The organism is Shewanella baltica (assembly GCF_900456975.1).
GTDB classification, from domain to species: domain Bacteria; phylum Pseudomonadota; class Gammaproteobacteria; order Enterobacterales; family Shewanellaceae; genus Shewanella; species Shewanella baltica.
Genome location: NZ_UGYM01000002.1, coordinates 3,159,528 through 3,183,576 on the forward strand (window position 1 = coordinate 3,159,528; position 24,049 = coordinate 3,183,576).

General features: G+C 45.1%; 16 protein-coding genes. 7 read left to right on the plus strand and 9 right to left on the minus strand.

The genetic code is table 11. The annotated features are described in order from the left end of the window. Positions 1 to 160: 160 nt before the first annotated feature. Together DYH48_RS14310 and DYH48_RS14315 are read right to left on the minus strand one after the other, a co-directional pair. Entirely contained in the window at positions 161 to 679 is a 519-nt protein-coding gene (locus DYH48_RS14310) for a GNAT family N-acetyltransferase (protein ID WP_115335177.1), read from the minus strand. Between the two features lie 140 nt (positions 680 to 819). Next, complete coding sequence (locus DYH48_RS14315; RefSeq protein ID WP_115335178.1) at positions 820 to 2,190, minus strand: magnesium transporter; 1,371 nt, start codon at positions 2,188 to 2,190, stop codon at positions 820 to 822. Positions 2,191 to 2,341: 151 nt separating this feature from the next. Between DYH48_RS14315 and DYH48_RS14320 the strand changes: the two genes are divergently transcribed. Then, the gene (locus DYH48_RS14320; protein WP_006080908.1) at positions 2,342 to 2,827 is read left to right on the plus strand and encodes a glutathione peroxidase; all 486 of its coding nucleotides are present in this window, start codon (positions 2,342 to 2,344) and stop codon (positions 2,825 to 2,827) included. Positions 2,828 to 3,888: 1,061 nt separating this feature from the next. Here the strand turns inward: DYH48_RS14320 and DYH48_RS14325 are convergent. The 5 genes from DYH48_RS14325 to DYH48_RS14345 all read right to left on the minus strand — a co-directional run bounded on the left by DYH48_RS14325 (position 3,889) and on the right by DYH48_RS14345 (position 10,872). After that, the gene (locus DYH48_RS14325; RefSeq protein ID WP_115336140.1) at positions 3,889 to 5,760 is read right to left on the minus strand and encodes a M1 family metallopeptidase; all 1,872 of its coding nucleotides are present in this window, start codon (positions 5,758 to 5,760) and stop codon (positions 3,889 to 3,891) included. A gap of 712 nt (positions 5,761 to 6,472) precedes the next feature. Then, positions 6,473 to 7,444 (minus strand): PstS family phosphate ABC transporter substrate-binding protein, encoded by a 972-nt coding sequence (locus DYH48_RS14330; RefSeq protein ID WP_006080906.1) that lies wholly within the window; start codon positions 7,442 to 7,444, stop codon positions 6,473 to 6,475. 228 nt (positions 7,445 to 7,672) lie between these two features. Next, a complete protein-coding gene (gene phoR / locus DYH48_RS14335) occupies positions 7,673 to 8,971 on the minus strand; it encodes a phosphate regulon sensor histidine kinase PhoR (RefSeq protein WP_006080905.1) in 1,299 nt (432 codons plus the stop codon). A gap of 80 nt (positions 8,972 to 9,051) precedes the next feature. Next, the gene (gene phoB, locus DYH48_RS14340) at positions 9,052 to 9,741 is read right to left on the minus strand and encodes a phosphate regulon transcriptional regulator PhoB (RefSeq protein ID WP_006080904.1); all 690 of its coding nucleotides are present in this window, start codon (positions 9,739 to 9,741) and stop codon (positions 9,052 to 9,054) included. A 186-nt stretch (positions 9,742 to 9,927) separates the two neighbouring features. Continuing rightward, positions 9,928 to 10,872 carry a porin gene (locus tag DYH48_RS14345; RefSeq protein ID WP_011846292.1) on the minus strand — a complete coding sequence of 315 codons (945 nt, stop codon included), beginning with the start codon at positions 10,870 to 10,872 and terminating at the stop codon, positions 9,928 to 9,930. A 291-nt stretch (positions 10,873 to 11,163) separates the two neighbouring features. Here DYH48_RS14345 and rdgC point away from each other — a divergent pair, with 291 nt between their 5' ends. Further along, positions 11,164 to 12,078 (plus strand): recombination-associated protein RdgC, encoded by a 915-nt coding sequence (gene rdgC / locus DYH48_RS14350; RefSeq protein ID WP_006080902.1) that lies wholly within the window; start codon positions 11,164 to 11,166, stop codon positions 12,076 to 12,078. A 177-nt stretch (positions 12,079 to 12,255) separates the two neighbouring features. Here the strand turns inward: rdgC and DYH48_RS14355 are convergent, their stop codons facing one another. Continuing rightward, on the minus strand, positions 12,256 to 14,073 hold the full coding sequence (locus tag DYH48_RS14355) for a M61 family metallopeptidase (protein ID WP_115335179.1): 1,818 nt from the start codon (positions 14,071 to 14,073) through the stop codon (positions 12,256 to 12,258). A gap of 134 nt (positions 14,074 to 14,207) precedes the next feature. On the opposite strand from DYH48_RS14355, the gene DYH48_RS14360 reads away from it, so the two are divergent. From DYH48_RS14360 to DYH48_RS14380, 5 genes are all read left to right on the plus strand, one after another. Further along, complete coding sequence (locus DYH48_RS14360) at positions 14,208 to 16,370, plus strand: tetratricopeptide repeat protein (RefSeq protein ID WP_115335180.1); 2,163 nt, start codon at positions 14,208 to 14,210, stop codon at positions 16,368 to 16,370. A gap of 151 nt (positions 16,371 to 16,521) precedes the next feature. Next, entirely contained in the window at positions 16,522 to 18,078 is a 1,557-nt protein-coding gene (locus tag DYH48_RS14365) for a GGDEF domain-containing protein (RefSeq protein WP_011846289.1), read from the plus strand. A 56-nt stretch (positions 18,079 to 18,134) separates the two neighbouring features. After that, the gene (gene ppnN, locus DYH48_RS14370; RefSeq protein WP_115335181.1) at positions 18,135 to 19,490 is read left to right on the plus strand and encodes a nucleotide 5'-monophosphate nucleosidase PpnN; all 1,356 of its coding nucleotides are present in this window, start codon (positions 18,135 to 18,137) and stop codon (positions 19,488 to 19,490) included. A 21-nt stretch (positions 19,491 to 19,511) separates the two neighbouring features. Further along, a complete protein-coding gene (xni, locus tag DYH48_RS14375; protein WP_071939126.1) occupies positions 19,512 to 20,300 on the plus strand; it encodes a flap endonuclease Xni in 789 nt (262 codons plus the stop codon). A gap of 110 nt (positions 20,301 to 20,410) precedes the next feature. Next, positions 20,411 to 20,833, plus strand: coding sequence for a DUF3192 domain-containing protein (locus DYH48_RS14380; RefSeq protein ID WP_006080896.1), 423 nt, complete (start codon positions 20,411 to 20,413; stop codon positions 20,831 to 20,833). A gap of 131 nt (positions 20,834 to 20,964) precedes the next feature. On the opposite strand, the gene DYH48_RS14385 is transcribed toward DYH48_RS14380, so the two are convergent. Next, positions 20,965 to 23,799: a S9 family peptidase gene (locus DYH48_RS14385; protein WP_115335182.1), complete on the minus strand. Its 2,835-nt coding sequence runs from the start codon at positions 23,797 to 23,799 to the stop codon at positions 20,965 to 20,967. Between the last annotated feature and the right edge of the window lie 250 nt (positions 23,800 to 24,049).

Below are 24,049 nucleotides of genomic sequence, written 5' to 3' on the forward strand. Positions count from 1 at the left end.
CACCTCAATAAATGACTGTGGGTAATAGCCGCGGATCATACCGAATAAATAAAGAAAATCAGCCTATTTGCGTATAAATGGGGATTTTTCGCGATGGATATACAAATGTAAAACAAACTCGAAACAGCTGAAGATCTAAGTCTTTTCACTTACCGTACAATTACACCACTTGAATGCGATCACCCACTAAAGACAGCATTATCGCTTCAGCGTCGACATTGGCACTTAAGGCTAAGTAATACCAACCCACAGTGTTGCCCGTGCCGCGGACACTCAAATAATCACGCCAAAATTGAAAGCCCGCCTTCAACAAATTTGCTTGGCTCGACGTATTCTCGGCGCGAATAGTGGCGTATAAAATCGAGATCCCTAAAGCCTTCGCCACTTCGATACGTTTTTGCGTTAAACCTTTGGCAATGCCTTGACGTCGATAATGGGACGACACCACCAGATAACCCAGTTCACCGACAGTGCCTTTACCAACAGTGCCTTTACCGGCTTTTATCGCAGCGCAACCGACTATCTCACCCTCGATAGTTTTCGCTAAGATCACCGCACGAGAATCGAAAAATACCTGATGGTCAAGCGGATGGGCATTATCATCACGCCCATCAATCAATTGTGCCGCCAGCGCTAATTCCTCTGGTTGTTCACTTATTACAAACTGAATGTCACTCATATCCAGATTAAACCGTTAATGTTGCCAACATACGGGAAATGCACGCCACTTAGCTGTGCACTCATATCCCACTTCGCTTTCACTCTCATACTACAAATCTAACAGAGCACTGCTGATATAACTGTTTATATACCAATGCACTACAGATACAGGAGGGTCGCCATACCTAAGAAAGTAAAGAAGCCCACCACATCCGTCACTGTGGTTAAGATCACTGAACCCGACAGCGCCGCATCTTGATTAAACTTCTGCAGCACCATAGGCACGACCACGCCAGCAATTGCCGCCACGGCCATGTTGATCAAAATTGCACAGCCAATCACTATGCCTATGGTCGCTTCACCGAACCACCAGCCAGAGACTAAACCTATGACTATCGCCCACAAAAATCCGTTAACTATGCCAATACCGAGTTCGTTCTTCATTAACGAAAACAAGTTACCCGCTGAAATCTGTCCCATAGCCATGCCGCGGATCATCAGCGTCAACGACTGACTACCCGCAATGCCGCCCATAGAAGCCACAATCGGCATCAATACCGCTAACGCGACCACTTGGGATAGCACATTTTCAAATAAGCCAATCGTCGCCGAAGCGAGGAAAGCCGTCAGTAAATTGATCCCGAGCCACACAGCGCGGCGCTGGGCGCCTTTCATAATCGGCGCGAACAAGTCGTCGGACTCATCCATACCCGCAGTTGCCATCAACTGCGCTTCATAATGCTCACGTACTAAAGCGGTCGCGGTTCGCAGCGTCACGCGACCAATTAACTCTCCAGACTCATCGATCACAGGCAATTCGATTTCGCGGCTGTGCTCTATCGCTTCGGCCGCTTCCAATAAACTCGTGTCAGCGGATAACGCACGGCTATCCTCGGACAAGAGTGAAATCAATAACTCATCGGGATTATGTTTAAAAATGTCATACCGACGCACTGTGCCTTGATACTTATCCTGATCATCAACGATAAACAAATTGTCGTTACAATCGAGTTCGATACGGCGGAAAAAGCGCTGTGCCTGCGCAACGCTCGCCTTATCACTGAGCACCAACATTTGATGATCGGTATAACGGCCGATTTCATTCTCAGAGTACTGATCGTAGAGTTCGAATCGTTGTCGCTGACGCTCGCCCATCTGAGCCAAGGCGCGATCGGTAAAACTTTCAGGGAGATAATCACTCCACTCAATTAAATCTTCTGGGCTTAACTGGGCAAATAGCAAGTCCACTTCATTGTCGGGCATCCGTTTGAGGATCCCCATGCGCGGATCGGCACGCATTAAGCTCAACACTGTCACTCGGTCAGCAAATTCAACTTGCTGCCAACGCTCGTAACGCTCATCCAAGGGCAAGGATTCAAGCGCTAAGGCTATGGTTCCAGGTTCTGAGTCATTCAAAATTTCGCTAAACACTTCAGCCTGTTCTTCGCCTTCAACTTCAGTGAGTTGTTGAACAACCTGCCCCACGTCAGCTTGCATGTTTGTTTCGTATTCTGCGTCATTTTCTGTCACACAGATGCCCTTTTCTTTAGCTACAAAATTGCTGTAACTATATTGATAATTAAGTAAATTAGCAAACCCACAAAATGAATTGCGCACAACTATATTGCTGAAAATTATTTTTAGGTTTATGCTGTTTGACTAAGATCCTATGGAGGTGAACATGACTACGAATATATACAGCCAATCAGCGACAGACATTCAAGGCAACACAGTAAGTTTAGAGCAGTATCGAGGCAAAGTACTCTTGATCGTCAACACCGCCAGTGAATGTGGATTTACACCGCAATACAAGGGATTAGAAGCGTTATATCAAGAATACAAAGATCAAGGATTAGTAATTTTGGGCTTTCCTTGCAATCAATTTGGCGCCCAAGAAAAAGCCGATGAGCAAGGTATTCAAGCCTTTTGTGAATTGAATTTTGGCGTGACGTTTCCGCTATTTTCTAAAATAGAAGTGAATGGCGAACATACCCATCCACTTTATCAATACCTTAAGAAAGCTGCTCCCGGTGTATTAGGTACTCAAGGTATCAAATGGAATTTCACCAAATTTTTAGTTAATCGCCAAGGCGAAGCGATTGAACGATTTGCATCGACCACGAAACCCGAAGCATTAGAAAGTAAAATTGCCGCTTTACTAAAATAATTTACTCGCTATCTATTTGAAATTTTGCGTTTTATAAAAATTTAGATTTATTTTAACTTTTTTATGGAACTTTAACCGTACAAGCCCCCTCAAATGTATTGAACAGTGAATGTCTTTTTCATGTTCATCATCTCCCTGGGGCTTCTAGCGCGGCCCCCTTGACCTAGGAATAGGTCACTAGGCAACCATTGGGTTGCCTTTTTTTATCACAATGATTTATATGTAAAATAAATGTAATGTCTCATTTCAACTGCTTTTTATCTCTCAGAAATTCTTTTTTAAACTTTTTGGTGTTTTTTTGCGATATCGATGAACTTAATTAAAAATGGCGACTCTGAGTATAGGTAAGGATTAACGGATAAGATTAAATGCACCTTGAGAATGAAATATGTGAAGACGCAGTTTCATCTACTCAAATGACACAGTTTCTGTTTTATCGCATTGAGTCTAATTAGTTGGTCGTTCATCATCATCTCCCTTTTGGGACACAATAGAAAACACGCTAGCGCACTGAATTCTACTTGTATCCCGCACTGATTTCCTTGTGGCAACCTTAGGTTGCCATTTTTTTTGCTCAAATTTCAACAAGCGCTAACGCTAGCTCATAGATTAATAAACTGACACGCTTTTAATTTTTATCGCTATGATTTTAATGTAAAACAAATGTAGCACTTAAGTGTGAGCACTCAATATTTACCAGAAAAATACCCCAGAAAATATTTTTAAACTTTTTGGGATTTTTTTCTGATATCGGTGAACTTAATTAAAAATGGCGACTCTGAGTATAGGTAAGGATTAACGGATAAGATTAAATGCACCTTGAGAATGAAATATGTGAAGTCGCAGTTTCATCTACTCAAATGACACAGTTTCTGTTTTATCGCATTGAGTCTAATTAGTTGGTCGTTCATCATCATCTCCCTTTTGGGACACAATAGAAAACACGCTAGCGCACTGAGTTCTATTTGTATCCCGCACTGATTTCCTTGTGGCAACCTTAGGTTGCCATTTTTTTGCCTAAATTTCTATACGCACCTAAATCTCTATAATCGCCTAAATATCTATAATATTAGTGACTTGTCCAATTGAACTTGAATCGAAGGATGATAACCTGCGCGAGCCTTTGTATAGATATCTTTTAATTCAGCGTGATATCCCGCGATTTGCAGCTCAGCATAAAGTGGCCGCACAAATTTACCGCGGCCAATACGTACTAGATAAACACTTAATGCCGGCAACACAGGGTCGTAATGATTGCGAATCGCCACCCTGAACCAATCACAGGCAATTTCCGCATTGGTCGATTGGGTGAATTGGAACATTTCATCCAGATCCATCAGTTGCACTTGGCTGACGACTTCAGGCAATTGGGTCAGAAAATACTGCCAATGATGTACTCGCCAATCTTTCACGCTTAATTGGCTCGCGGTCGTTCCCTGTAAAAAACACGCCAACGCATCATCGACTTTATCTAAACTCATGGATGTTGGTCCGCAATATCCCTCGGGCAAACCTTCGCCATAAATCCACGTTAGCAGCTCGGCTTCGGTAATCTTATCTGAGTGTAATAGCAGTAAGGTTTGCTGCGCGTATTCGACAAACACTTCGGTGGTAATCGCCTTAAAGGCAAAATGATCCACATAGTTGCGTAAAAATTTATCGAACGCCACTCGCCCTAGCCTGCGCTCGAGATCATGGACAAACATCGAGGCTTTATCATAAGTAAAACGATTAAAGGCAAGGTTGGGATCGCCCTGCTGCACATTGGCGGGCAAGGTTTGTTTATCCTTAGGCAAAGACGCCATTTCTTCTGTTAAGCGACCAAACTCTATCACCCACTCCAACTCTGCCTGCTCTTTGCCGTAAACCGCTTCCACGATACGGTTAGTAAAGTAAGTAGTGAAACCCTCGTTTAACCAAAGATCTCGCCAGGTTGCATTACTGACTAAATTGCCAGTCCACGAATGCGCTAACTCATGGGCAACGGTTGACACTAAGCTTTTATCGCCGGCGATGAGTGTGGGCGTTAAAAAGGCTAACCGCGGATTTTCCATCCCGCCAAAAGGGAAACTCGGCGGCAAGATAATCATGTCATAACGGCCCCACACATAAGGACCTAACAATGACTCGGCAACCTCGAGCATATGTTCGGTATCTTCAAACTCTTTTGCGGCGGCCGCCAACATACTTGGCTCAGTATAAACCCCGCATCTTGGGCCTATCGCTTGAAAGGCAATATCACCGACGGCCAGCGCCATTAAATGGGTCGGGATAGGTCGTTCCATCTCGAAGTGAAACACACCATTAAGCGGTGTGTCGGGATGATTCATCGCACTCATCACTGCGCGCATGCCTTTGGGCACTTGCACTTTAGCATCAAAGATCACTCTCGCCTTAGGCGTATCCTGCAATGGGATCCAGCTGCGGGCATTGATCGGTTGCGATTGACTGAAGAGATAAGGTAACTGTTTACCTGCAGTTTGCTCAGGTGCTAGCCACTGTAATCCTTGGGCGGCGGGAGAGGTTTGATAGTGAATGCAAACCTGTTTGCAAGGTGACGTTGGTAAACTGATGCATAATTTTTGCCCGAGAATGGAATTGGCTTCACTCAGCACAAAATCGAGCGGCTCCTCATTTTCTGTTGTTAAAACACTCACTGTATCAGTGGCATTGACGCTATCTGCATCATTCACAAAAGTAACCGCGAGTATGGTTAGATCGCGGCTATCGAGCCAAAGCTCTGTTACATCGGGCTCAAGGTATTCCAAGGACAGCGTCGCTTTACCGAAAAGACGCTGCGCGTCAAAATCCACCACTAAATCCAAAGAGACATGTCTCACTTGCACTTGTTCGGTATTAGCAAAAGAATGGTAATCTCGGGTTAAATCCCAAGTCGTTGCATCCGCTAGCGTACTCTTAGTTGGTTGTAACACTGTCGCCTCGATATTCAAGTTCTGGGCTCTGGGTTCAGGGCTCTGGGCGCTAGCCCTCTAAGCTCTGGCTCTTAATTGTTAGGGTAAGTTTGAATACTTAATCGTGAGTTGTATGCCGCGCAGCTGTGGTGCAACGCTTCATGACTTGTCACGGTTATAACTTATCACGGATTGTTAGGCGTTATTATCGACTGCACATTTGCTCAGAGGCAAATCGTAACTGAGCTTTAAGTCAGCTTATCGGCACGTTATAGGCGAGTTTTTTGTAACAGTTCATCTTTGGCGGCGATCACAGAACTGCAATCGGTTTTCTTTCGTGATGCAAGATTTGCCCGTTGCGACGGCCAATAGCGATGAGCAAACTGAAGAAACTGAGAAAAATAGAGGCTCGCGCTTCTAATAAAAACAAAGTGCAAAATTATTTAAAATATTTCGCACTTTCTCTGAACTAATTTAAGGATGCTGAGTCAGATATTATGAACCGAATCTTTGTAATGAGTTTCTTCGTTCATCATCATTCTCCTTTAGATGGTTTCTAGCGCGACCGTCCCAAGATTCCGAATTGGAATTTACAGCAACCTATTTAGGTTGCTTTTTTTATGCCTTTTATTTGGCATCTACCAGACAGAATGACCAAACATCATCGCCCAGATAAAACCCCAGAAACAAAAAAGGACCTCCGAGGAGGTCCTTGATTAACAAGCCGTTTGGCTTACAAGCGGATACCCACTTGTTCTAAATCTTTAGCAACTACGCTCTTAGGCAGAGTCACATAGCCATCTTTCTCAACTACTTGCTGACCTTGCTTAGACAGCACATAACGTAGGAATTCTTTTTCCATTGGTGCTAAGTCTTTGTTTGGTTGCTTGTTCACGTAAACATATAGGTAACGTGATAGTGGGTAAGTACCGTTAGCTGCGTTTTCTGCAGTTGCTTCGATAAACTCTTCGCCTTTCTTAGCAATCGCAACTGCTTTAACACCAGCAGTTTTGTAACCGATACCTGAGTAACCAATCGCGTTTAGAGATTGAGAAACAGATTGCACTACAGATGCAGAACCTGGTTGCTCGTTCACGTTCGCTTTGAAGTCGCCTTTACACAGTGCGTGCTCTTTAAAGTAACCGTAAGTACCAGATACAGAGTTACGACCGTAAAGTTGAACGTCTTTAGCAGACCAGTTACCGTCTAAGCCCAGCTCGCCCCAACGTTGGATGTCGCTGCTACCACATTTGTGAGTAGAAGAGAAAATACCATCAACTTGTTCAACGCTTAAACCTTTGATTGGGTTGTCTTTATGTACGAATACAGCTAAAGCATCGATAGCTACGCGAACCGCAGTTGGCTTATAACCATAATGTTTTTCGAACGCTTCAATTTCGTTAGGCTTCATCTTGCGGCTCATAGGGCCGAACTGTGAAGTGCCTTCAGTCAACGCTGGTGGCGCAGTAGAAGAACCCGCCGCTTGGATCTGGATGTTGACGTTAGGGTACATTTGTTTAAATTCTTCGGCCCAAAGTGTCATCATGTTGGCTAACGTATCTGAACCTACAGATGATAAGTTGCCTGACACGCCACTCGCTTTTTCATAAGTTGGCAGAGATTGATCAATCGATGCCATCGCAGTTGCAGAGAATACACCAGCGGCTGTTAGGGTAATCGCGCCGACAAGCTTTTTCAGTTTCATTATGTGCTCCAGTAGTAAGCTAACTAATTTGTAACTTAAGTTTCTTCAGACGCAGCCAGTATCAATCGCTACAATGACAATTCTATGTCTGTGATGTGACACTTAGATGACAATGCGTTATTTATCGCTTTTTTCTGTCACTAATAAACAACTCTCTGAACCTAGAAACAAAAACAGGCCATAATGGCCTGTTTTTATTATTAATTGCGAATATTTCACTTAAGCAATTTATTTCTTACGCTCGATAAGATGTAAAGGAATAACAAAGCTAAACGTACTGCCTTTACCCACTTCACTGCTGATTTTAAGCTCACTGTGATGATGGTTAAGCGCATGCTTTACTATCGCAAGACCTAGACCACTGCCACCGGTTTGCCTTGAGCGCGCACTGTCTACCCGATAAAAACGTTCGGTTAATCGACCTATGTGCTGAGGTGCAATGCCTTCGCCCGTATCCGTTACGCTAAAGATGGCTCCCGTTGCCATACTGCGCCACTGCACTGTGATTTTACCGCCGGGTTCAGTGTAACGAATCGCGTTAGAAATCAAGTTAGAACAAGCACTTCTTAGCTGCAATTCATTACCGTGGGAATCAAGCCCAGGTTCGCAATAGAAGCTCAGCTCGTATCTGTCTTGTGCCAGCGCTTTAGCTTCCTCCTTGAGCACTTCCATCAGCTGCGTCATGTTCACTGTATGTTCGAGGTTGATATCGGCCGCATCTTCAATCCGCGATAACATCAATAGCTGTTCGACCATAGATTGCATTCGCCGCGTCTGCTGCTGCATTAAAGCCAGCGGTTTGACGTTCATCGAATCGGGCTCGGCCATGCTTTGCATCATTTCGAGATAACCCTGCAACACAGTGAGCGGCGTTTTCAGCTCATGTGACACATTCGCGACAAACTCTTTACGCATGCCCTCGAGCTGACGTATACGGGTGATATCCCGCGCAATTAACAGTAGCTGCCTGTCACCGTAGGCCATGATACGGATCTCAAGCAAACGCCTATCCGATACCGGCGAAGGTAACTCCAGCGGCTCTTTGTATTGTGCAGATTTAATATAAGCGGAAAAATCAGGATGGCGGATCAAGTTATCAATACGCTGGCCATTATCCTGCGGCCAAACAAAGCCGAGAATAAGCTGCGCTAACTTGTTGCACCATAAAATATTATGCTCTGAATCGAGCACCACAGCGGCATCGGGTAACGCTTCTGCACCTTGGCGAAATCGCGCCAGCAATGCGGCCAATTGACCGACACGTCGACGATTCTTACCTTGGAGGCGATAAATACCGTTAAACACCCCTTCCCAACTCCCACTGCCCTGCGGCGGCGTGAGTTTTCTATCGCGCCATAACCAAAAGTTAAGCCGTGATAATTGTCGGTAATGCCAGCAAACCAGGCCTAGCATGCCGAAAAAGAGTATCCAGAGAAGTTTCCCTACCAATAAACCTATTAGCGCGCAAAGCAGTAGATATAAGGCTAAGCGCGTAAACAACCGGTACCCTGAATAAGAGTCAGACATAGATAAACCCAAACATCAGGCTAAATAAGAGGAGCACAAGATAGCCTAAAAGCTAACTTGTGCCTAACACTTATTCGGCACTAAATGCGTGTAGAGAAACGATAACCTGCGCCACGAACCGTTTGGATCAAGCGGTCGTGACCAGACTCTTCAACGGCTTTACGAAGGCGTCTGATATGCACGTCAACGGTTCTGTCTTCAACATACACATTGGTTCCCCACACATTGTCGAGCAGCTGTTCGCGGCTGTAGACACGTTCTGGGTGGGTCATGAAAAAGTGTAATAAACGAAATTCGGTTGGGCCCATATCTAATACAGTATCGCCTACGCTCACCCTGTGGCTCACAGGATCGAGCATTAAGCCCTGCACATCAATGGTTTCTTCTAAACGAGTCGGTGCACTGCGACGCAATACGGCCTTAATACGTGCGACAAGTTCTTTAGGGGAGAAAGGTTTAGTGATGTAATCATCGGCGCCGACTTCGAGACCTTTGACTTTATCTTCCTCTTCACCGCGGGCAGTTAACATGATGATCGGAATTTGGCGCGTGAACTCATCTTGCTTCAAGCGTTTCGCCAATTGAATACCACTTCCGCCAGGAAACATCCAATCCAATAAAATCAGATCGGGGTAAGGCTCCTTTAGCAGCGCAATGGCCGAATCAAAATCTTCCGCCGCAGAGGTCGTAAACCCATGCTGTTCCATTACAAAAGTCAGCATCTCGCGGATAGCTAACTCGTCTTCTACTATCAATATCCTTGCAGTCATAAGTGATTTTCTGTCAGTGAATGTCAACACGGCTATTATTAGTCATTTTTATTACAGATTTATGAATTAGCACGCCGTTTGAGCCATATAGTAGTAATATTTGTCATAATAAGTTTATATAACTGTTTGTTTATAGCAATAAAAAAGGAGGCAATATGCCTCCTTAATTGAATCTTAATACTGGATTTAGAATTTGTGTTCTAAGCCAACACCGATATATTTGTCATCATCAGTAGACGCTTCTAACGAACGATTGGTGTAGAAAGCGAAGACTTTAGTGGGTTTAGCCAGTGCATAATCAGCACCTACTGACCATGAATCACCTTTGTCTTCCATGTCTTGATATTGTGCTTTCAAAGTAACAGCATCGATATCATAGGCAGCGCTGAACAGGTAACCGTTAACACTATCAGTCGTTACAGGTAGCGCGTTTTTATACGTCTCTTCCTGTTGTTGGTACATACCACCTAAGGTTAAATCAGCGATTTTACCTTGAACCGATGCACGTAGGATTTCATAACCTTTTACATCTGAGTCATAAGCAATAGCAGCATAGATAGGTGATTTTTTCAGTTTAGCGTCACCGTACATAGCGGCTAAGCTGAAACCGTCTTGACCTTGTTGGTCAGCATCACCTTCAGCAGCATAAGTCGCACCGAATACGAAACCGCTGATTGATGGAGATAAGTAAGTCGCAGTTTGACCTAAACGGTTGTCGCCTTTGAACAGGCTTTTTAAGTCGCCAGATAAATCGTTAAATTGATCAACGTTACCTTGAGAGATTTTTAACAGCGTGTCGTTACGACCAACTGAGAACGAACCGAATGCGCCTTTTAGGCCAACAAATTGGTTACGTGCTTTAAAGTTGTCGCTAGTCGCAGCACCTGTATCAACTTCGTATTCAACTGTGTAGAACGCTTCCAGCGAGCTAGACAGTTCGAAATTACCCTTCACACCAAAACGAGAAGCATTACTTTGAATAGTTGTTGTAGCATCACCTTTCTCATCATTTGATTGAGCAGTGACATTCAACTTACCATAAACAGTCAGTGGCTCAGCGGCATAAGCTGAAGCCAGAGTTGCAGAAGCTAGCGCAGAAGCAAGTAGAGTTTTACAAAAAACGTTCATCATTTAATCCTTTCGACGTTATGTTCGTCTTGGTTATTGGTTTGGAACGACCGAAAGTGTGCAATGAATGTGTTTCAGTTTTATTTCAATTGTGACCGTTTAGTGCGCGAGGTAAAAAAACTGACGCTAAGCTTGGCAATAAACCCAGTAAAAATGCGGCCTGCAGCTGAGCTAATTCTTATGTTACAGTTTAATGAATTCTGATCCGCCGCTAGAAATTAGCTATCGAACACAGGTTTACCCCGCACAAACTATGCCGTAAACTGCCACTTTAATTTTCAATGAGCGCCTCTTATGTGGTTTAAAAATCTTACTCTTTATCGTTTCAATAAACCTTTTGCCGTCGAAACCGAAGCGCTAGAAACTGCGTTGGCCGATTTCACTTTCTCTCCGTGCTCAAGCCAAGATGTCAGTAAATTTGGTTTCTCTAATGCTTTAGGCAAGAAAGGCAGCTCCTTGGTACACAGTGCCGACAATCGCCATCTGATCTGTGTAACTAAAGAAGAGAAAATTCTCCCAGGCCAAGTCATCAAAGAAGCCTTAGAAGAAAAAGTCGCCCTCATTGAAGATGAAGAAAATCGTAAGATGGCGAAAAAAGAAAAAGATGCGCTAAAAGATGAAATCATTACTAGCCTACTGCCACGCGCTTTTTCACGCCGCAGCCAAACCCATGCTTTGATTTTGCCAGAGCTGGAAATGATCCTTGTCGACAGTTCAAGTGCCACTAAAGCCGAAGAGCTGTTAGCGTTATTACGTAAAGCGCTCGGTAGTTTGCCGGTGATCCCATTGAGCTTTAAAGCGCCAGTCGAATCCAATTTAACCGAATGGTTAAAACTTGGCAGCGCGCCATTACCTTTTGAAATGCAAGATGAAGCAGAACTTAAATCCGAAGCGGATGAAGGCGGCATTGTGCGTTTCAAGCAACAGGATTTAAAAGAAGATGAAGTCTTAGCTCACCTCGCAACAGGTAAGCAAGTCCACAAGTTAGCACTGCATTTCGGCCAATCGATTGCACTATTATTGCAATCGGATGCCAGCGTTAAACGCCTTAAATTCTCAGAAGAATTTAGAGCGGGTAACGATGAAGTGGGCACAGACGACCCTATGGCACGTTTAGATGCAGACTTTGCCTTAATGGGCAGCGAGTTAGTCGCCTTGATGCATGCACTCGTTGCAGCACTAGGTGGACTCGAAGAAGCACAAGTTTAAGCCTCAGCGAGTTAGTTAAACTAAATCTGCGACTCACTCGTATTCTCGTATGAATGAGTTGAAATACAGAATAACAAAAGGCGCCCCCTCTAAATGAGTGGGCGCCTTTTTTATGACAGTTAAACGCCTAAAGTTAAGATATTCGGCTTAATCGCATCAAGCCGAGTGCCACTTAATTTAATCATTAGCTTTAGACACTAGCTCGCCTTTATTATTAAACGGCCAATCAATGCCTAACCAAGCCTTGAAGAAGGCTTTTTGCTGTTTAGTCGCTTTCGCATCGCCCTTAAGCACTAACTTACCGCTTTGCTGCTCCCCAAGGATGAGCTTAACTTGTTTGATTTTATCGTTGCTGAATAATGTTACTTCGATGCTATCGCCAGTCTTAAAGTCTTTAATGCGCTTATCAAAACCCGCAACAGTCACCTTAAGACCATTAATCGCTAATACTTCATCCCCCGCGACGATACCCGCTCGCCACGCTGGGCCATTACGCAGTACTTGATCCAACACTAAAGAGCCATGGGCGCTGCTTAACGTCATGCCGGCAAATGCCTCGACTTTTGAATCTTTGCCATAGGACATTGCTAACCCAGCCTGCGATAACAACTCAGGGAAATCTAAGCTCATCGGGCTATTCACATTTGCCTGCCACCAAGGCGCATAATCTTTGCCGGATAAATCCTTAAGGATATGCTGCACATCACTAACCCCATAGCCCTTTGGCACACGGTGATCTTGATATAAACGGCGATGCACATCGCGGTATGAATGCTTTAGCTTAGTATCTTGGAGCAGCGAGAAATCTAACGCTAAGGAGGTTAAGTAACCCTCAGAATAGATATTCACACTGTGATTAATCGCATAATCACCGCCCGTACTGCTCCACTCTCCTGCACTCGCCTCGGCAACAGATTGAGTTTCACGCCCAGGGTTGAGTTGGTTTTTCTCAACGCGTTTAGCTAAGTCTTCGAGGAATTCTTTAGGCGTCATCACCCCAGCACGCAGCAGTAACTGGCCTTGAAAATAACTGGTAGAGCCTTCGGCCATCCACAGTAATTCCGTCATGTTTTCATGCTGATAATCATAGGGCACAAGTCCCGCAGGACGATAGGCCTTTACGTTCCAGGTATGGATAAACTCATGGGATGCTGTGCTAATAAAGCGTAGGTAATCCTTGCGTTCACGGAAACTAAAACGCGGCAGTTGGATAACCGTAGAATTTAAATGTTCTGTCGCGCCACTGGCGCCGCTGGTGGCATGCACCATATACACATAACGATCAAAGGGATAATCATCCCAAATCGCCTTTGCTTGACCACTTAATGCCGTTAAATCCTTAACGACTTTATCGGCGTCATAGTTACCCTCACCCCAAAATACCAACTCATAGTTTTTGCCATTAGCACTGAATGGCTTATGGGTGCTCACACCGGTTTCGATAGGGGAATCAATTAACACATCGTAATTTTGCGCGATAAAAGAATGCGCTGGCGTGCCTGAAGCCATACCCGAGTAACTTTGCCACGTTTCAGGAACGTTCAATTGAACCGATACAGGCTCAGAGCGAAATTGCGGGCTATACATGAACACGCCGCTGGCATCTAAATACGCGTGGCTCGCATCAATATGGCGAACCCTTTGGCCTAATTCATTAGCATACAACTGATAACTAACCGTCACGCTGGTTGGCTGCGTGAGCGCGACTTGCCATTCACCGCTCGCCGTACGTTTCCATGGGAGTTCATGACCTTGATTGTCTTTAGCGCTAAATAAACGCACACCGTCGGCCAAAGGCAATACTTGATATTTACCCGTGCGCCACACTGGCAGATTGACCGTAAAATCTGTGGTCTTCACTTCAGGAAAAGTTACACTCACTTGGGCGATATGATGCTCGGGTTTAACGAGGTCGATTTGATATTTCACATCGGCCAATACTTGGCCCGAAAATAATACACTTAATATCAAGATTGATAATCTGTTGGGTTTCACTCTTGCTTCCTTCTGTTATTATGCTTCTTATGATTTTTCCAAGTATAACAAGTCGATGTAGCATCCTCATTAGGCGCTAACAAAAGCTAACAAAATAAGTTCCTTGACTTAAGGAATGAGGAATCACAGTTCAAATGCAAAAACTCACGGTTATTTTATTTACTTTGTTGCTGTCACTGCCTTTTAGCGTTCAAAGCCGAGATCTCGAAGCTGATGAGGTGGAGTTAAGAGAATCGCCACAGCAAATGTATGATGTACTCAACAAATCCATTTCCTTCCCCCTTGCGTTCCAAAACCGTGACCAATTTGAGCGTGCAGCCCAAGAACAAGGCTACAGCCCAATCGAATTTGAACAGATTTTGTATCTGCTGACTCGGCTGAATATGGAGCCGAACGTGAAAACTAAGGTCGGTTTTCAAGACGCAAAAAGCTTGATTGAACTCTTATCTACTGCAGCGCAATCGCCCTACGAACTTGCTATGGTCGCCATGTTGAATGGTCGTTACCTTGGCCGTACCGAACAGAAATATCAAGAAGCGATTGGCCTATATAACGAAGCGCTCACTCGCATCAACGACAGTTATGACATCGAAGCATTGATTCTTAAGCACAATATTCATGAGCACTTAGGCGGCTTACATTTATTGATCCGCCAAGAAGTACCGGCGCTGATGCACTTCCATACATACCGCGACATTGCCTATAAGCTCAGAAACGATTACTTAATCGCGGCGGCTGAAGCAAGACTGGGGTTCTATTACAATTTTAATCAGCAGCTCACCAAATCATTGCAGCATTACAGTGAAGCGATCAGGATCTCCAATCGCTCTAATTACCCGGCGATGAAAACCAATCTGCAATTGCAACTTTCTAAGGTATATCGCGATTTAAAGCAGTGGGATGAAGCCCTTAAAAATGCCCACGAAGCCGCTGCCGGTTTTAAAAAAATGGGCAATGACACCTATCTTTCAAGCTGTATGACTGTGATCGCTATGGTCTATGGCGAACAAGGGGATTGGAATAAAGCGATTGATTACTACCTTAATGCCCAGCAATTAGATGCCAAACGCGGTAACTATATTGCCCAAGGCCTTAATTTCCACAATCTTGGGCAAGCCTACTCAAATATTAATGACAATGTTAACGCCCTAAAATATTTACTGATGGCCAATCAAATATTCAAAGAAAAACAAAGCCATCATTATCAGGTTTATAACGAACTCTTAATTGGCGAAATCGCGCAAACTAACCAAGATTGGCCGTTGATGATGACCCATGCCGATATCGCATTGGCATTGGCTATCGACTTAAAACTCGTCAATGAACAAAAAGCAGCCCTCACACTGATTGCCTCGGCGTCGCAAAAATTAGGGGAATTAACCAAAACCATCGATGCCCAAACCCGTATCATAGAGCTAGGTAACACCCTTGCAGAGAAAGAGAAAGACTCACCAGTGCCGACCTCAGCCCTTGCGGAGCAACAGCTCAAACTTGAGCTCAACATGGTTCAGGGAAAACTTGCCGAGACAGTGAAGGAAAGTAACAGCACCCACACGCTACTGCTTATCTGCTGCCTGATTGCCGGACTCTTGCTGCTGGTGATTGCGTATATGTTGCATCATCGCCGCAAAACCATGGCAAAAAACGCCGCATTAACCCAACTGAGCCTACAGGAGCCCTTCACCCATAACTTAGGCTATGCGGCGCTATTAGCGCACTTAAGTTATAATCAAACTCAAGCGGCGACGACTGCCCTAGGGATTATCGCCTTCCCCGCCCAGCTCACGACCGATCTCGACTATGGCCAATATTTTAGTGATGCAGTCACGGCGCAACTGGCCACTCATCTAACCGATGCGCTCACAGCACCTGTGTATGTGATACGCCAAGGGGTATTTGCAGTGCGTTTCACCCAAGCCGTTGAACCAACGCACGTGCTCAGCCAGATACGCCAAAAACTCGACCAACAGCACATCGTCCATCATTTCCGTCTTGGTTTTGCCAACTTGCCACTGTTAGCAAAATCAGAAATCAAAATGGCCGCGAAATTAAAGTTCGAAACCGTGCAGATGGCGCTCGCCTGTGCCCGCAGTTTAGAGGGCAATAACGATTATTTTGTCGCCCTCAGAGCACTCGACTTTGTCCCTCTAAGCTTATTTGCCAATCCGTTATTTTTACACCTTGAAAAAGGCATTGAGCGCGGGTTAATCAGATTAGATACCAACGGAAATAAAGAGGATGTTCGCTGGCCTTGCTGGGAAAATAACCAAGATAGGCAATTACTGGAAAATATTTGATCAATATCAGCAATTAATCACAGAGTCATAGGTAAATCGCATTTGCACTCTACGCCCAGTGTTATAACATTAGTATCATATGAGTTAACAGCTAATCTGGACATAGGATCGTCATGTTTTTTAGCCTTGCAGAGTTAGGACAACACTCAGAATGAAGGATTCGAGCGCTACCGTTTCACAACTTGCATTGCTGCAACAGAAACTTCATTCGGCCAAACTTGCCCTCGATGAAGTAAATGAAGACAGAAACGCAAAGTTACAGACATTACTGCAATTTATTGGTCACTTAAGCCTCGCCTGTAAAGGGCAAAATCTTGAGCTAGATAATAAACTCGCCAAACTTCGCCATAACTTAAATACGTTTGAGCGAGTCGATGAGGCATTGCCAGAATTAGTCGATGTCGAGCGCCTACTAAAAGGCCAATATCACCATGTGATGGTACAACTCGAAGAGAGTCGTACGGGTTTGTCACAGGTGATCCGTCAGATCCAACGCGTTAACTCTGCACCTGAAAAACTCAAAAAAGAAGTCAATTACTTCAAACAAGATCTGGCTAAACCTTTTCACACAGTTTGGGAATATATTCCTAAAGTTAAGCAAATCATCGGCTTCTACGAAACCATATTACAGCTACAATTTAACGAATCTGAAAAACTCGATGTCTTGCCAAAACACAGGCAGCTAGCCCATGAGCTGGCGCAGATGATTTCGGAAATCGAGTTTCGTAAAGATCAGCGTGACCAAGTCTTAGTGATCAAAGAAGTGCTCTCTTCTGAGATTGAAGTTGATAGCTTGCTCGAAGCCTACCAAACCATTTTAGCGTTATTACTTGATAACATCGCCCGCGAGAAATCGGCATCGCAAGAGTTTTTGTTTGCTCTAAACGATGCCTTAGCCGCAGTGCGTGAAGTGGTCAGTGAATCTTACAACCACAATCAACGCAGCTTTCAACTCAAGACCCAGTTGAATCGTGAGATCAACACCCGCGTCGATAACGCCGGTGAAATCATTATCGATGTGGAAGATGTCGTCGATCTTAAAGCCCAATTGACTGAGCAACTTAACTCCATTCGTTCGGCATTGGCCCGAAAAGAAGCCTTAGAGCAAAGAGAACAAGCCTTACTGCGTAAATCGATGGAGACGATGCGCAAAGAGCTTAATGAATTAAGTAACGAGGCAAACACCTACAAAGAGCGTTTGTTTGAACAGCAAAAACTTAACTTGCTCGACAGCTTAACTCAATTGCCTAACCGTGCCGCGTTAGAAGAGCGCATGGAGCTTGAATACCGTAACTATCAACGGCATAAATCTCCCCTGTGGGTGGCGGTTGCCGATATCGACCATTTCAAAACTATCAACGACAGCTTTGGTCACAGCACGGGCGACAAAACCCTGCAGGTGATTGCGATGGCATTGAAAAACTCGCTACGCGATACAGAGTTTGTTGCCCGTTATGGTGGCGAAGAATTTGTCCTGTTATTACCCGATGTAGCACCTGCCGATATCGCTCAACTTTTAAACAGAGTGCGCGAGAAAGTAAAAAATATTCCATTTAAATTTAAAAATCAGAGAATTACAGTTACAGTATCTATAGGGGCTGCGCAAGTTATGGGAAGTGAGCTCATACATGAGACCTTCGAACGCGCCGATGCAGCACTCTACAAAGCGAAACACGAAAGCAGAGACAGGGTTGTGATTGACGTATAATTGAGCCCCACTATACGCCTCCTCTAATCACTCCTGTCATGACGAAGGAGTGGTAAATGATAGTAAAAGTCAGCCCTAAAGGCAGCATGGATCAGCTTTCGCAACTTGAAGTTGATCGTCTCAAAAAAAGTGCCAAAAGCACGCTATATCAACTGTACCGCAACTGCTCCTTAGCAGTACTTGCCGCGGGTTTAAAAACCGACAACTCTAAAGCCCTATTCGAGCAATACCATGATTTCGACATCCACGTCCTACAACGGGAACGCGGTGTTAAATTAGAACTGGTCAATCCCCCTGAACAAGCTTTTGTCGATGGCCAAATAATCACCGGCATTCAAGAACATCTGTTCTCAGTCTTACGCGACATCCTCTATATCAGCGACAGATACGACTCGCTCAAACACATTAATCTGACCAACGCCCACCATATCACCAATGTGGTGTTTGATATTTTACGTAACGCGCGGGCGATTGCCCCCATGAAAGACCCTAACGTCGTCGTCTGTTGGGGCGGGCACAGTATTAATGCCATCGAATACCAATATACCCGCGAGGTAGGTTATCAACTTGGCCTGAGGGAATTGGACATTTGTACTGGCTGTGGTCCTGGCGCGATGGAAGGCCCGATGAAAGGTGCGGCCATAGGTCATGCCAAACAAAGGATGAAAAATGCCCGTTATATTGGTTTGACTGAGCCAAGTATTATTGCCGCCGAGCCACCGAATCAAATCGTCAATGAACTGGTGATCTTGCCCGATATTGAAAAACGCCTCGAAGCCTTCGTGCGTTTAGGTCACGGCATTATTATCTTCCCAGGTGGTGCTGGCACGGCGGAAGAGTTGCTCTATATCTTAGGTATCTTACTCAACGAAGAAAACCAAGAAACCCCTTTCCCACTGATCCTCACAGGCCCCACTGAAAGCGCCGATTACTTCATTAAGATTGATGAGTTTATCGCCTCAACCTTAGGCCCTGAAGCTCAGAAAAAGTATCAAATCATCATAGATAATCCCACTGAAGTAGCGCGTATCATGAAGAAAAGCATGGAGCAGGTGAAAGCCTATCGCCGCTCAACGGGTGATGCTTACCAATATCAGTGGGCACTGAAGATTGAATCTGAATTCCAGTTACCTTTTGTCCCGAGCCACGAGGTGATGGCAAACTTGGACTTGCACTTCCAAACCAATAAAGCCGAGCTTGCCGCCAACCTGCGCAAAGCGTTTTCGGGTATAGTGGCGGGTAACGTCAAGTCGGAAACAATCAAGCACATAGAGCGCGATGGTCCCTTCCAATTGAAGGGCGATCCTAAACTCATGGATATGATGGATAAGCTCTTGAGTGCATTTGTGCAACAGCAGAGAATGAAGCTTCCCGGAAGCGCTTATATTCCTTGCTACCAAATAGTGAAATAGAGAGCGAAACAAAGACACCCCATGAACAAGTTTTTAATCATCGATGGTCTCAACTTGGTTCGCCGCATTTACGCGGCGATCCCCGATGAAACAGATATGCAAAGCCTCACAGAGCGCGTCAGTTCGGCGTGCACTAAACTGCTGCGGGTGCATCGCCCTACCCATGTGGCTATTGTGTGGGACGGTGATGAGATCTCATGGCGTAAACAGCTTTATCCCGATTACAAAAAAGGTCGTAAACCTATGCCAGAACCACTGGCGCAGGGTTTAGTTGCGCTGCAAGACCACTTAACCGCAATGCACATTGGCTCTATTTATGCCGCCGCCGAGGCCGATGATGTGATTGCGACACTGGCGATAAAAACCGCCAAAGCGCAAGGTGAAGCCATAATTGTGTCCACCGACAAAGGTTTTAGTCAGCTTAATCATCGCCAAATTAGTCAATGGGATCACTTTAATCAGCAGTACCTCGATATTGCGGCATTGGAACAAAAGCTTGGTGTTGAGCGCAGCCAATTTCTCGACTTGATGGCATTAGCGGGCGACAGCGGTAATAAAATTCCTGGTATTGCGGGCATAGGCCCTAAGTCGGCAGCCGAGTTATTGAAAACCTTTAGAAGCTTACCGACCTTGTTCTCCTCATTATCTAACCTAGGCGCTAAACAAGCGAAGAAGCTCGCCGAGGGCAAAGAGATGGCGAGGCTGAGTTATAAGCTGGCGCAGTTACAAACGGACCTACCACTCAATATCAACTTGAAAGACTTTCGCGTGATTGACTCCCCACCTGAAAAAACCATCAATCAAGACTAAACTTCTGTTAACACAAAGTTGCAATTAACGCATTTACCTTAGCGCAACAAAAGCGTATTTTATGGACGTGCTCAAGTGACTCATTTAATGAGGTAAAGGAATAACTATAAATGAAATCAAAAGTTTCAGTAATTATTGGTAGTATTTTTGCCGCCTACGTCGCCTTTGTCGCTGTGGTTGTACTGGTTTATGAACCAACGCCAGAAGACATGAATTGGGAGGACCGACAGGCCTATAACAGCCAGAAGATGAACGATTTAACCTTAGGGCAAAATATCGGTTCAGTAAAAGAATTGCTCGGTAAGGCCGACTTTTCAGAGGCAAAAGCCGTCAAGGAAGCCAAGTTACAGGTGCTTTTTTATCGCACTCACCATGAGAAATCAGACGGTGTGACGACCAAAGAGGAATGTACCCCGCTTATTTTTGAAAATGATAAGTTGATTGCTTGGGGCCAAGATACCTATAAGCAATACCTCGATGCGGGCACAGACACTGTGCTCACTTCCGCCCACGAGACATTGAGCAGTAAATAAATACGACTGACATCTAAATAAAAACGCCACCTAATCGGTGGCGTTTTTGTTTTCATAATTAACCAACTGAACGTCTTAGTGATAGCATACCTAGGTCACTCAGTGCGATAGCAATAAGCTAAACCAGTCGCTTATTCATCATCAGCCTTGTACTCGACATAGGCTTCGCCTTTGCTGAGCCATTCTGGCGCGGGTTTACCTTTCAGATAATGGTCGAAATACTGCATCATGCGAATGCTGTAATCGAGCTTATTCGGGTACTTTTTCAAGTGATGCGGCTCATCCTCATATTGTAAGAACACCACATCTTTACCCGCACGGCGCATGGCCAAGTACATTTCAACACCTTGTTCCCAAGGCACCGCATCGTCCTTATCACCAAACATGATCATCAAAGGCGTTTGAATACGGTCAGCGTAAAATACTGGTGAGTTTTCAATGTATTTTTGTGGCGCGGCAAACAAACTCGCGCCAATACGGCTCTGTCCAGTTTCATACTGGAACTGACGCGCAATACCCGTACCATGGCGAATGCCACTGTAGGCGCTGGTCATGTTCGATACAGGCGCACCCGCGACCGCCGCCTTAAACATCTTAGTCTGAGTGATGGCAAACGCCGTTTGATAACCACTCCAAGAATGACCTTGCAGACCAATAGCATCGGGATCGGCAATGCCCATCTCAATCAGCTTTTGCACGCCTGAGGTGAGCGCTTGCACCGAACTCGTACCAGGGTAACCAATTTCAAAGCGAATATCAGGCAGGAACACCGCATAGCCATTATTGATATACCAAGCAAAATTAGGTCTGTGGTTAATGTTCATCTGCGGGAAGGCATGCAGTCTATCCGTCATAAAACGATAGTAATAAACCAACACAGGAACACGCTGACCCGCTTGATAATTGGTCGGCTTGATCAGCACGCCATCTAACGGCTTACCATCGCCATTCGTCCAGTGAACTAACTCGGCTTTGCTCCAGTTAAACGCTTGGCGTTGCTTATCTAAATCCGTTTGCTTAAGCGCATTTTGCGGGGCGCTATAGTTAGCGGTATACAAGTCGGGGAATAAGTCGAAACGCTCCTTAGAAAACACGATAGTGTCTGCGTCTTTACTGCGTCCTAACACAGTCAACTTATACTCGCCTTGCATCAGCGTTTTCACGCCCGCTGCGCCGAGCGTCGCTTGGTAGAAGCCATCGGCCTTAGTTTTATCGCTATAACCGTGGAGTAACACAGTGGCGTTATAGGCAAGCTCAGTCGGTTCATCGGGATTATCGACTAAGCCCTCAAGACGATATTGAATTTTCTGGGTGCGCCCTTTACCTGCGGTTAAGGCAAAACCTGCCTTAGATTCAGTATTAAACTGCCAGACATCGTATTTATCGTAAACCAAGAACCCAGCGTCATCTTTCAGCCAAGGGCCAAAACCGTATCCCGGCGCGCTCGATGGATAGTCATGGTCTTCATCGGCAAAGCTGACCTTTAATGATCTTGTCAGGTTAGTGCGATGGGCCTCAGCAATATCATAAAGATACACATTACCTTGCTGATAATAAGCCACATACTTACCGTTACCCGACAAACTTGGCTCGGCATCGCTCGGCTGCTGAGTCAAAAAAGGCACCTTACTGCCAGTGTTAATGTCGACCAGATAATAGTCTTGATAGAAGCCAGCCCACGTCGCCATCTTGCGATAGGGCAAATCTGAACTCGCCAACATAAAGCGCTTATGTTGTGAAATGGTCACATCTGGCACGGTTTTATCGCCAAGCTGCACCACGTTATTTGAGCCTAAATGCAATACCGCAAGGTAAGTGCGTTTTTGCTCATCATCATATTGCTTGATTTCGTGGGGTTTAATCCGTGGGTCGTCACCATGCCACACCTTAAGACCGCGCTGTCCGGTAACAATATCGGCATCGAACAGGTCTTTTTCTTCGGAGATTTTCTGCAAACTAAGCTGCTGGCTCACCTCTGGCACGCGGCCGAAGAACAGCCGTTCGCTGTCCAATGAGAAGCTTAAACTTGTGTAGCGATTAAGTTTCCACTCGGGTGACTCAGGAGTTTTGCTGATTTTACCCGATTGCAAATCGACCAGCGATAACTGATAGCTTCGACCATAGGGCAACTCGCTATCTTTGCCCTGCGTAAACGCCAGCCAACGACCATTTTTAGCCAGCGCTAACGCACCAACCTGTTGGCTAGGCGAGTCAAAAGCGACGGTTTTTTGGTGGGTACGTAAATCCACTAACTGCAATTGATGCTGTTTATTGGCGATATCATTCACCGCCAATGCAAGTCGGCGGCTCGCCTTATCAAACACATAACCAGTCACTTGCTCAACATCGATGCGCTGGGTTTGATAGTCTAAACTAAGCAAAGTAAAACGGCGGCCTTGGTCAAACTTATCAACCTTTGGCTTATCGGCTTTCGCTGGGGTTTGTGTGCCTGCTTCAGCGAGTTTTTCGCTGGCTTTAGGCTCAGCATCTTTTTTAGACTCTTCATCGGCCTCAAACCACATTGCCAAATGCTTACCGTCATCACTGAACACGAATTCCTTCACGCGCTCAAAGCGGGTTTGAGTGCCCGTTTGGGTATCAAGTAATACCATGTCAGATTTGAGTTTTTTCTTCGCCTTGGCATCACTCGTTTCACGCGTAAGCAAACTCGGTTTGACCACCACAGCCACAAAGCGGCCATCGTGACTCACTAAAGGATCTGACCCACCCGCGATTTGATAACTTTGCTGCGACAGCACATTTTTCACAATGACGTGACTATCCCCGCGATCGGGCGCAGACTCGACCGCGATGACTTGGCCCTTATCTGCGATAACCGGCTTTTCAAGGGATTCAAAGTGCATGATGTCTGTGAGGGTGAGCGGTTTAGTGCTGGTTTCAGCCTGCACTGCTGGCAATATTCCAAGGGATAACAGCACCAGAGATGTGATAGGGATTAACTTCAATGTCTTCCTCTTTTATATATTTGTTAGACTAAAGTAGACTTTTTTAACCATTGACTCTCCATCATGGTGAGAACCCAGTATTTTTACAAGTTATACCACATAAAAAATCGTGATATTGCTCACTATTTCCTGTGAAGTTTGACCAAAGATGGTTAAAATAATAGGCAGAAAAAATACCAAATTCATAGTCCTGCTATCCAGTTAACGCTGGGGCAGACAATTGCAGTAACGACGAACCGTGGAAGGACTT

What these genes read in the sequence shown, in the direction of transcription:
- phoR (WP_006080905.1), bottom strand. Translation starts at nt 8,971, where the DNA reads ATGTCTGACTCTTATTCAGGGTACCGGTTGTTTACGCGCTTAGCCTTA.
- DYH48_RS14380 (WP_006080896.1), top strand. Translation starts at nt 20,411, where the DNA reads ATGAAATCAAAAGTTTCAGTAATTATTGGTAGTATTTTTGCCGCCTAC.
- ppnN (WP_115335181.1), top strand. Translation starts at nt 18,135, where the DNA reads ATGATAGTAAAAGTCAGCCCTAAAGGCAGCATGGATCAGCTTTCGCAA.
- DYH48_RS14320 (WP_006080908.1), top strand. Translation starts at nt 2,342, where the DNA reads ATGACTACGAATATATACAGCCAATCAGCGACAGACATTCAAGGCAAC.
- phoB (WP_006080904.1), bottom strand. Translation starts at nt 9,741, where the DNA reads ATGACTGCAAGGATATTGATAGTAGAAGACGAGTTAGCTATCCGCGAG.
- DYH48_RS14360 (WP_115335180.1), top strand. Translation starts at nt 14,208, where the DNA reads ATGCAAAAACTCACGGTTATTTTATTTACTTTGTTGCTGTCACTGCCT.
- DYH48_RS14330 (WP_006080906.1), bottom strand. Translation starts at nt 7,444, where the DNA reads ATGAAACTGAAAAAGCTTGTCGGCGCGATTACCCTAACAGCCGCTGGT.
- DYH48_RS14345 (WP_011846292.1), bottom strand. Translation starts at nt 10,872, where the DNA reads ATGATGAACGTTTTTTGTAAAACTCTACTTGCTTCTGCGCTAGCTTCT.
- DYH48_RS14310 (WP_115335177.1), bottom strand. Translation starts at nt 679, where the DNA reads ATGAGTGACATTCAGTTTGTAATAAGTGAACAACCAGAGGAATTAGCG.
- rdgC (WP_006080902.1), top strand. Translation starts at nt 11,164, where the DNA reads ATGTGGTTTAAAAATCTTACTCTTTATCGTTTCAATAAACCTTTTGCC.
- xni (WP_071939126.1), top strand. Translation starts at nt 19,512, where the DNA reads ATGAACAAGTTTTTAATCATCGATGGTCTCAACTTGGTTCGCCGCATT.
- DYH48_RS14365 (WP_011846289.1), top strand. Translation starts at nt 16,522, where the DNA reads ATGAAGGATTCGAGCGCTACCGTTTCACAACTTGCATTGCTGCAACAG.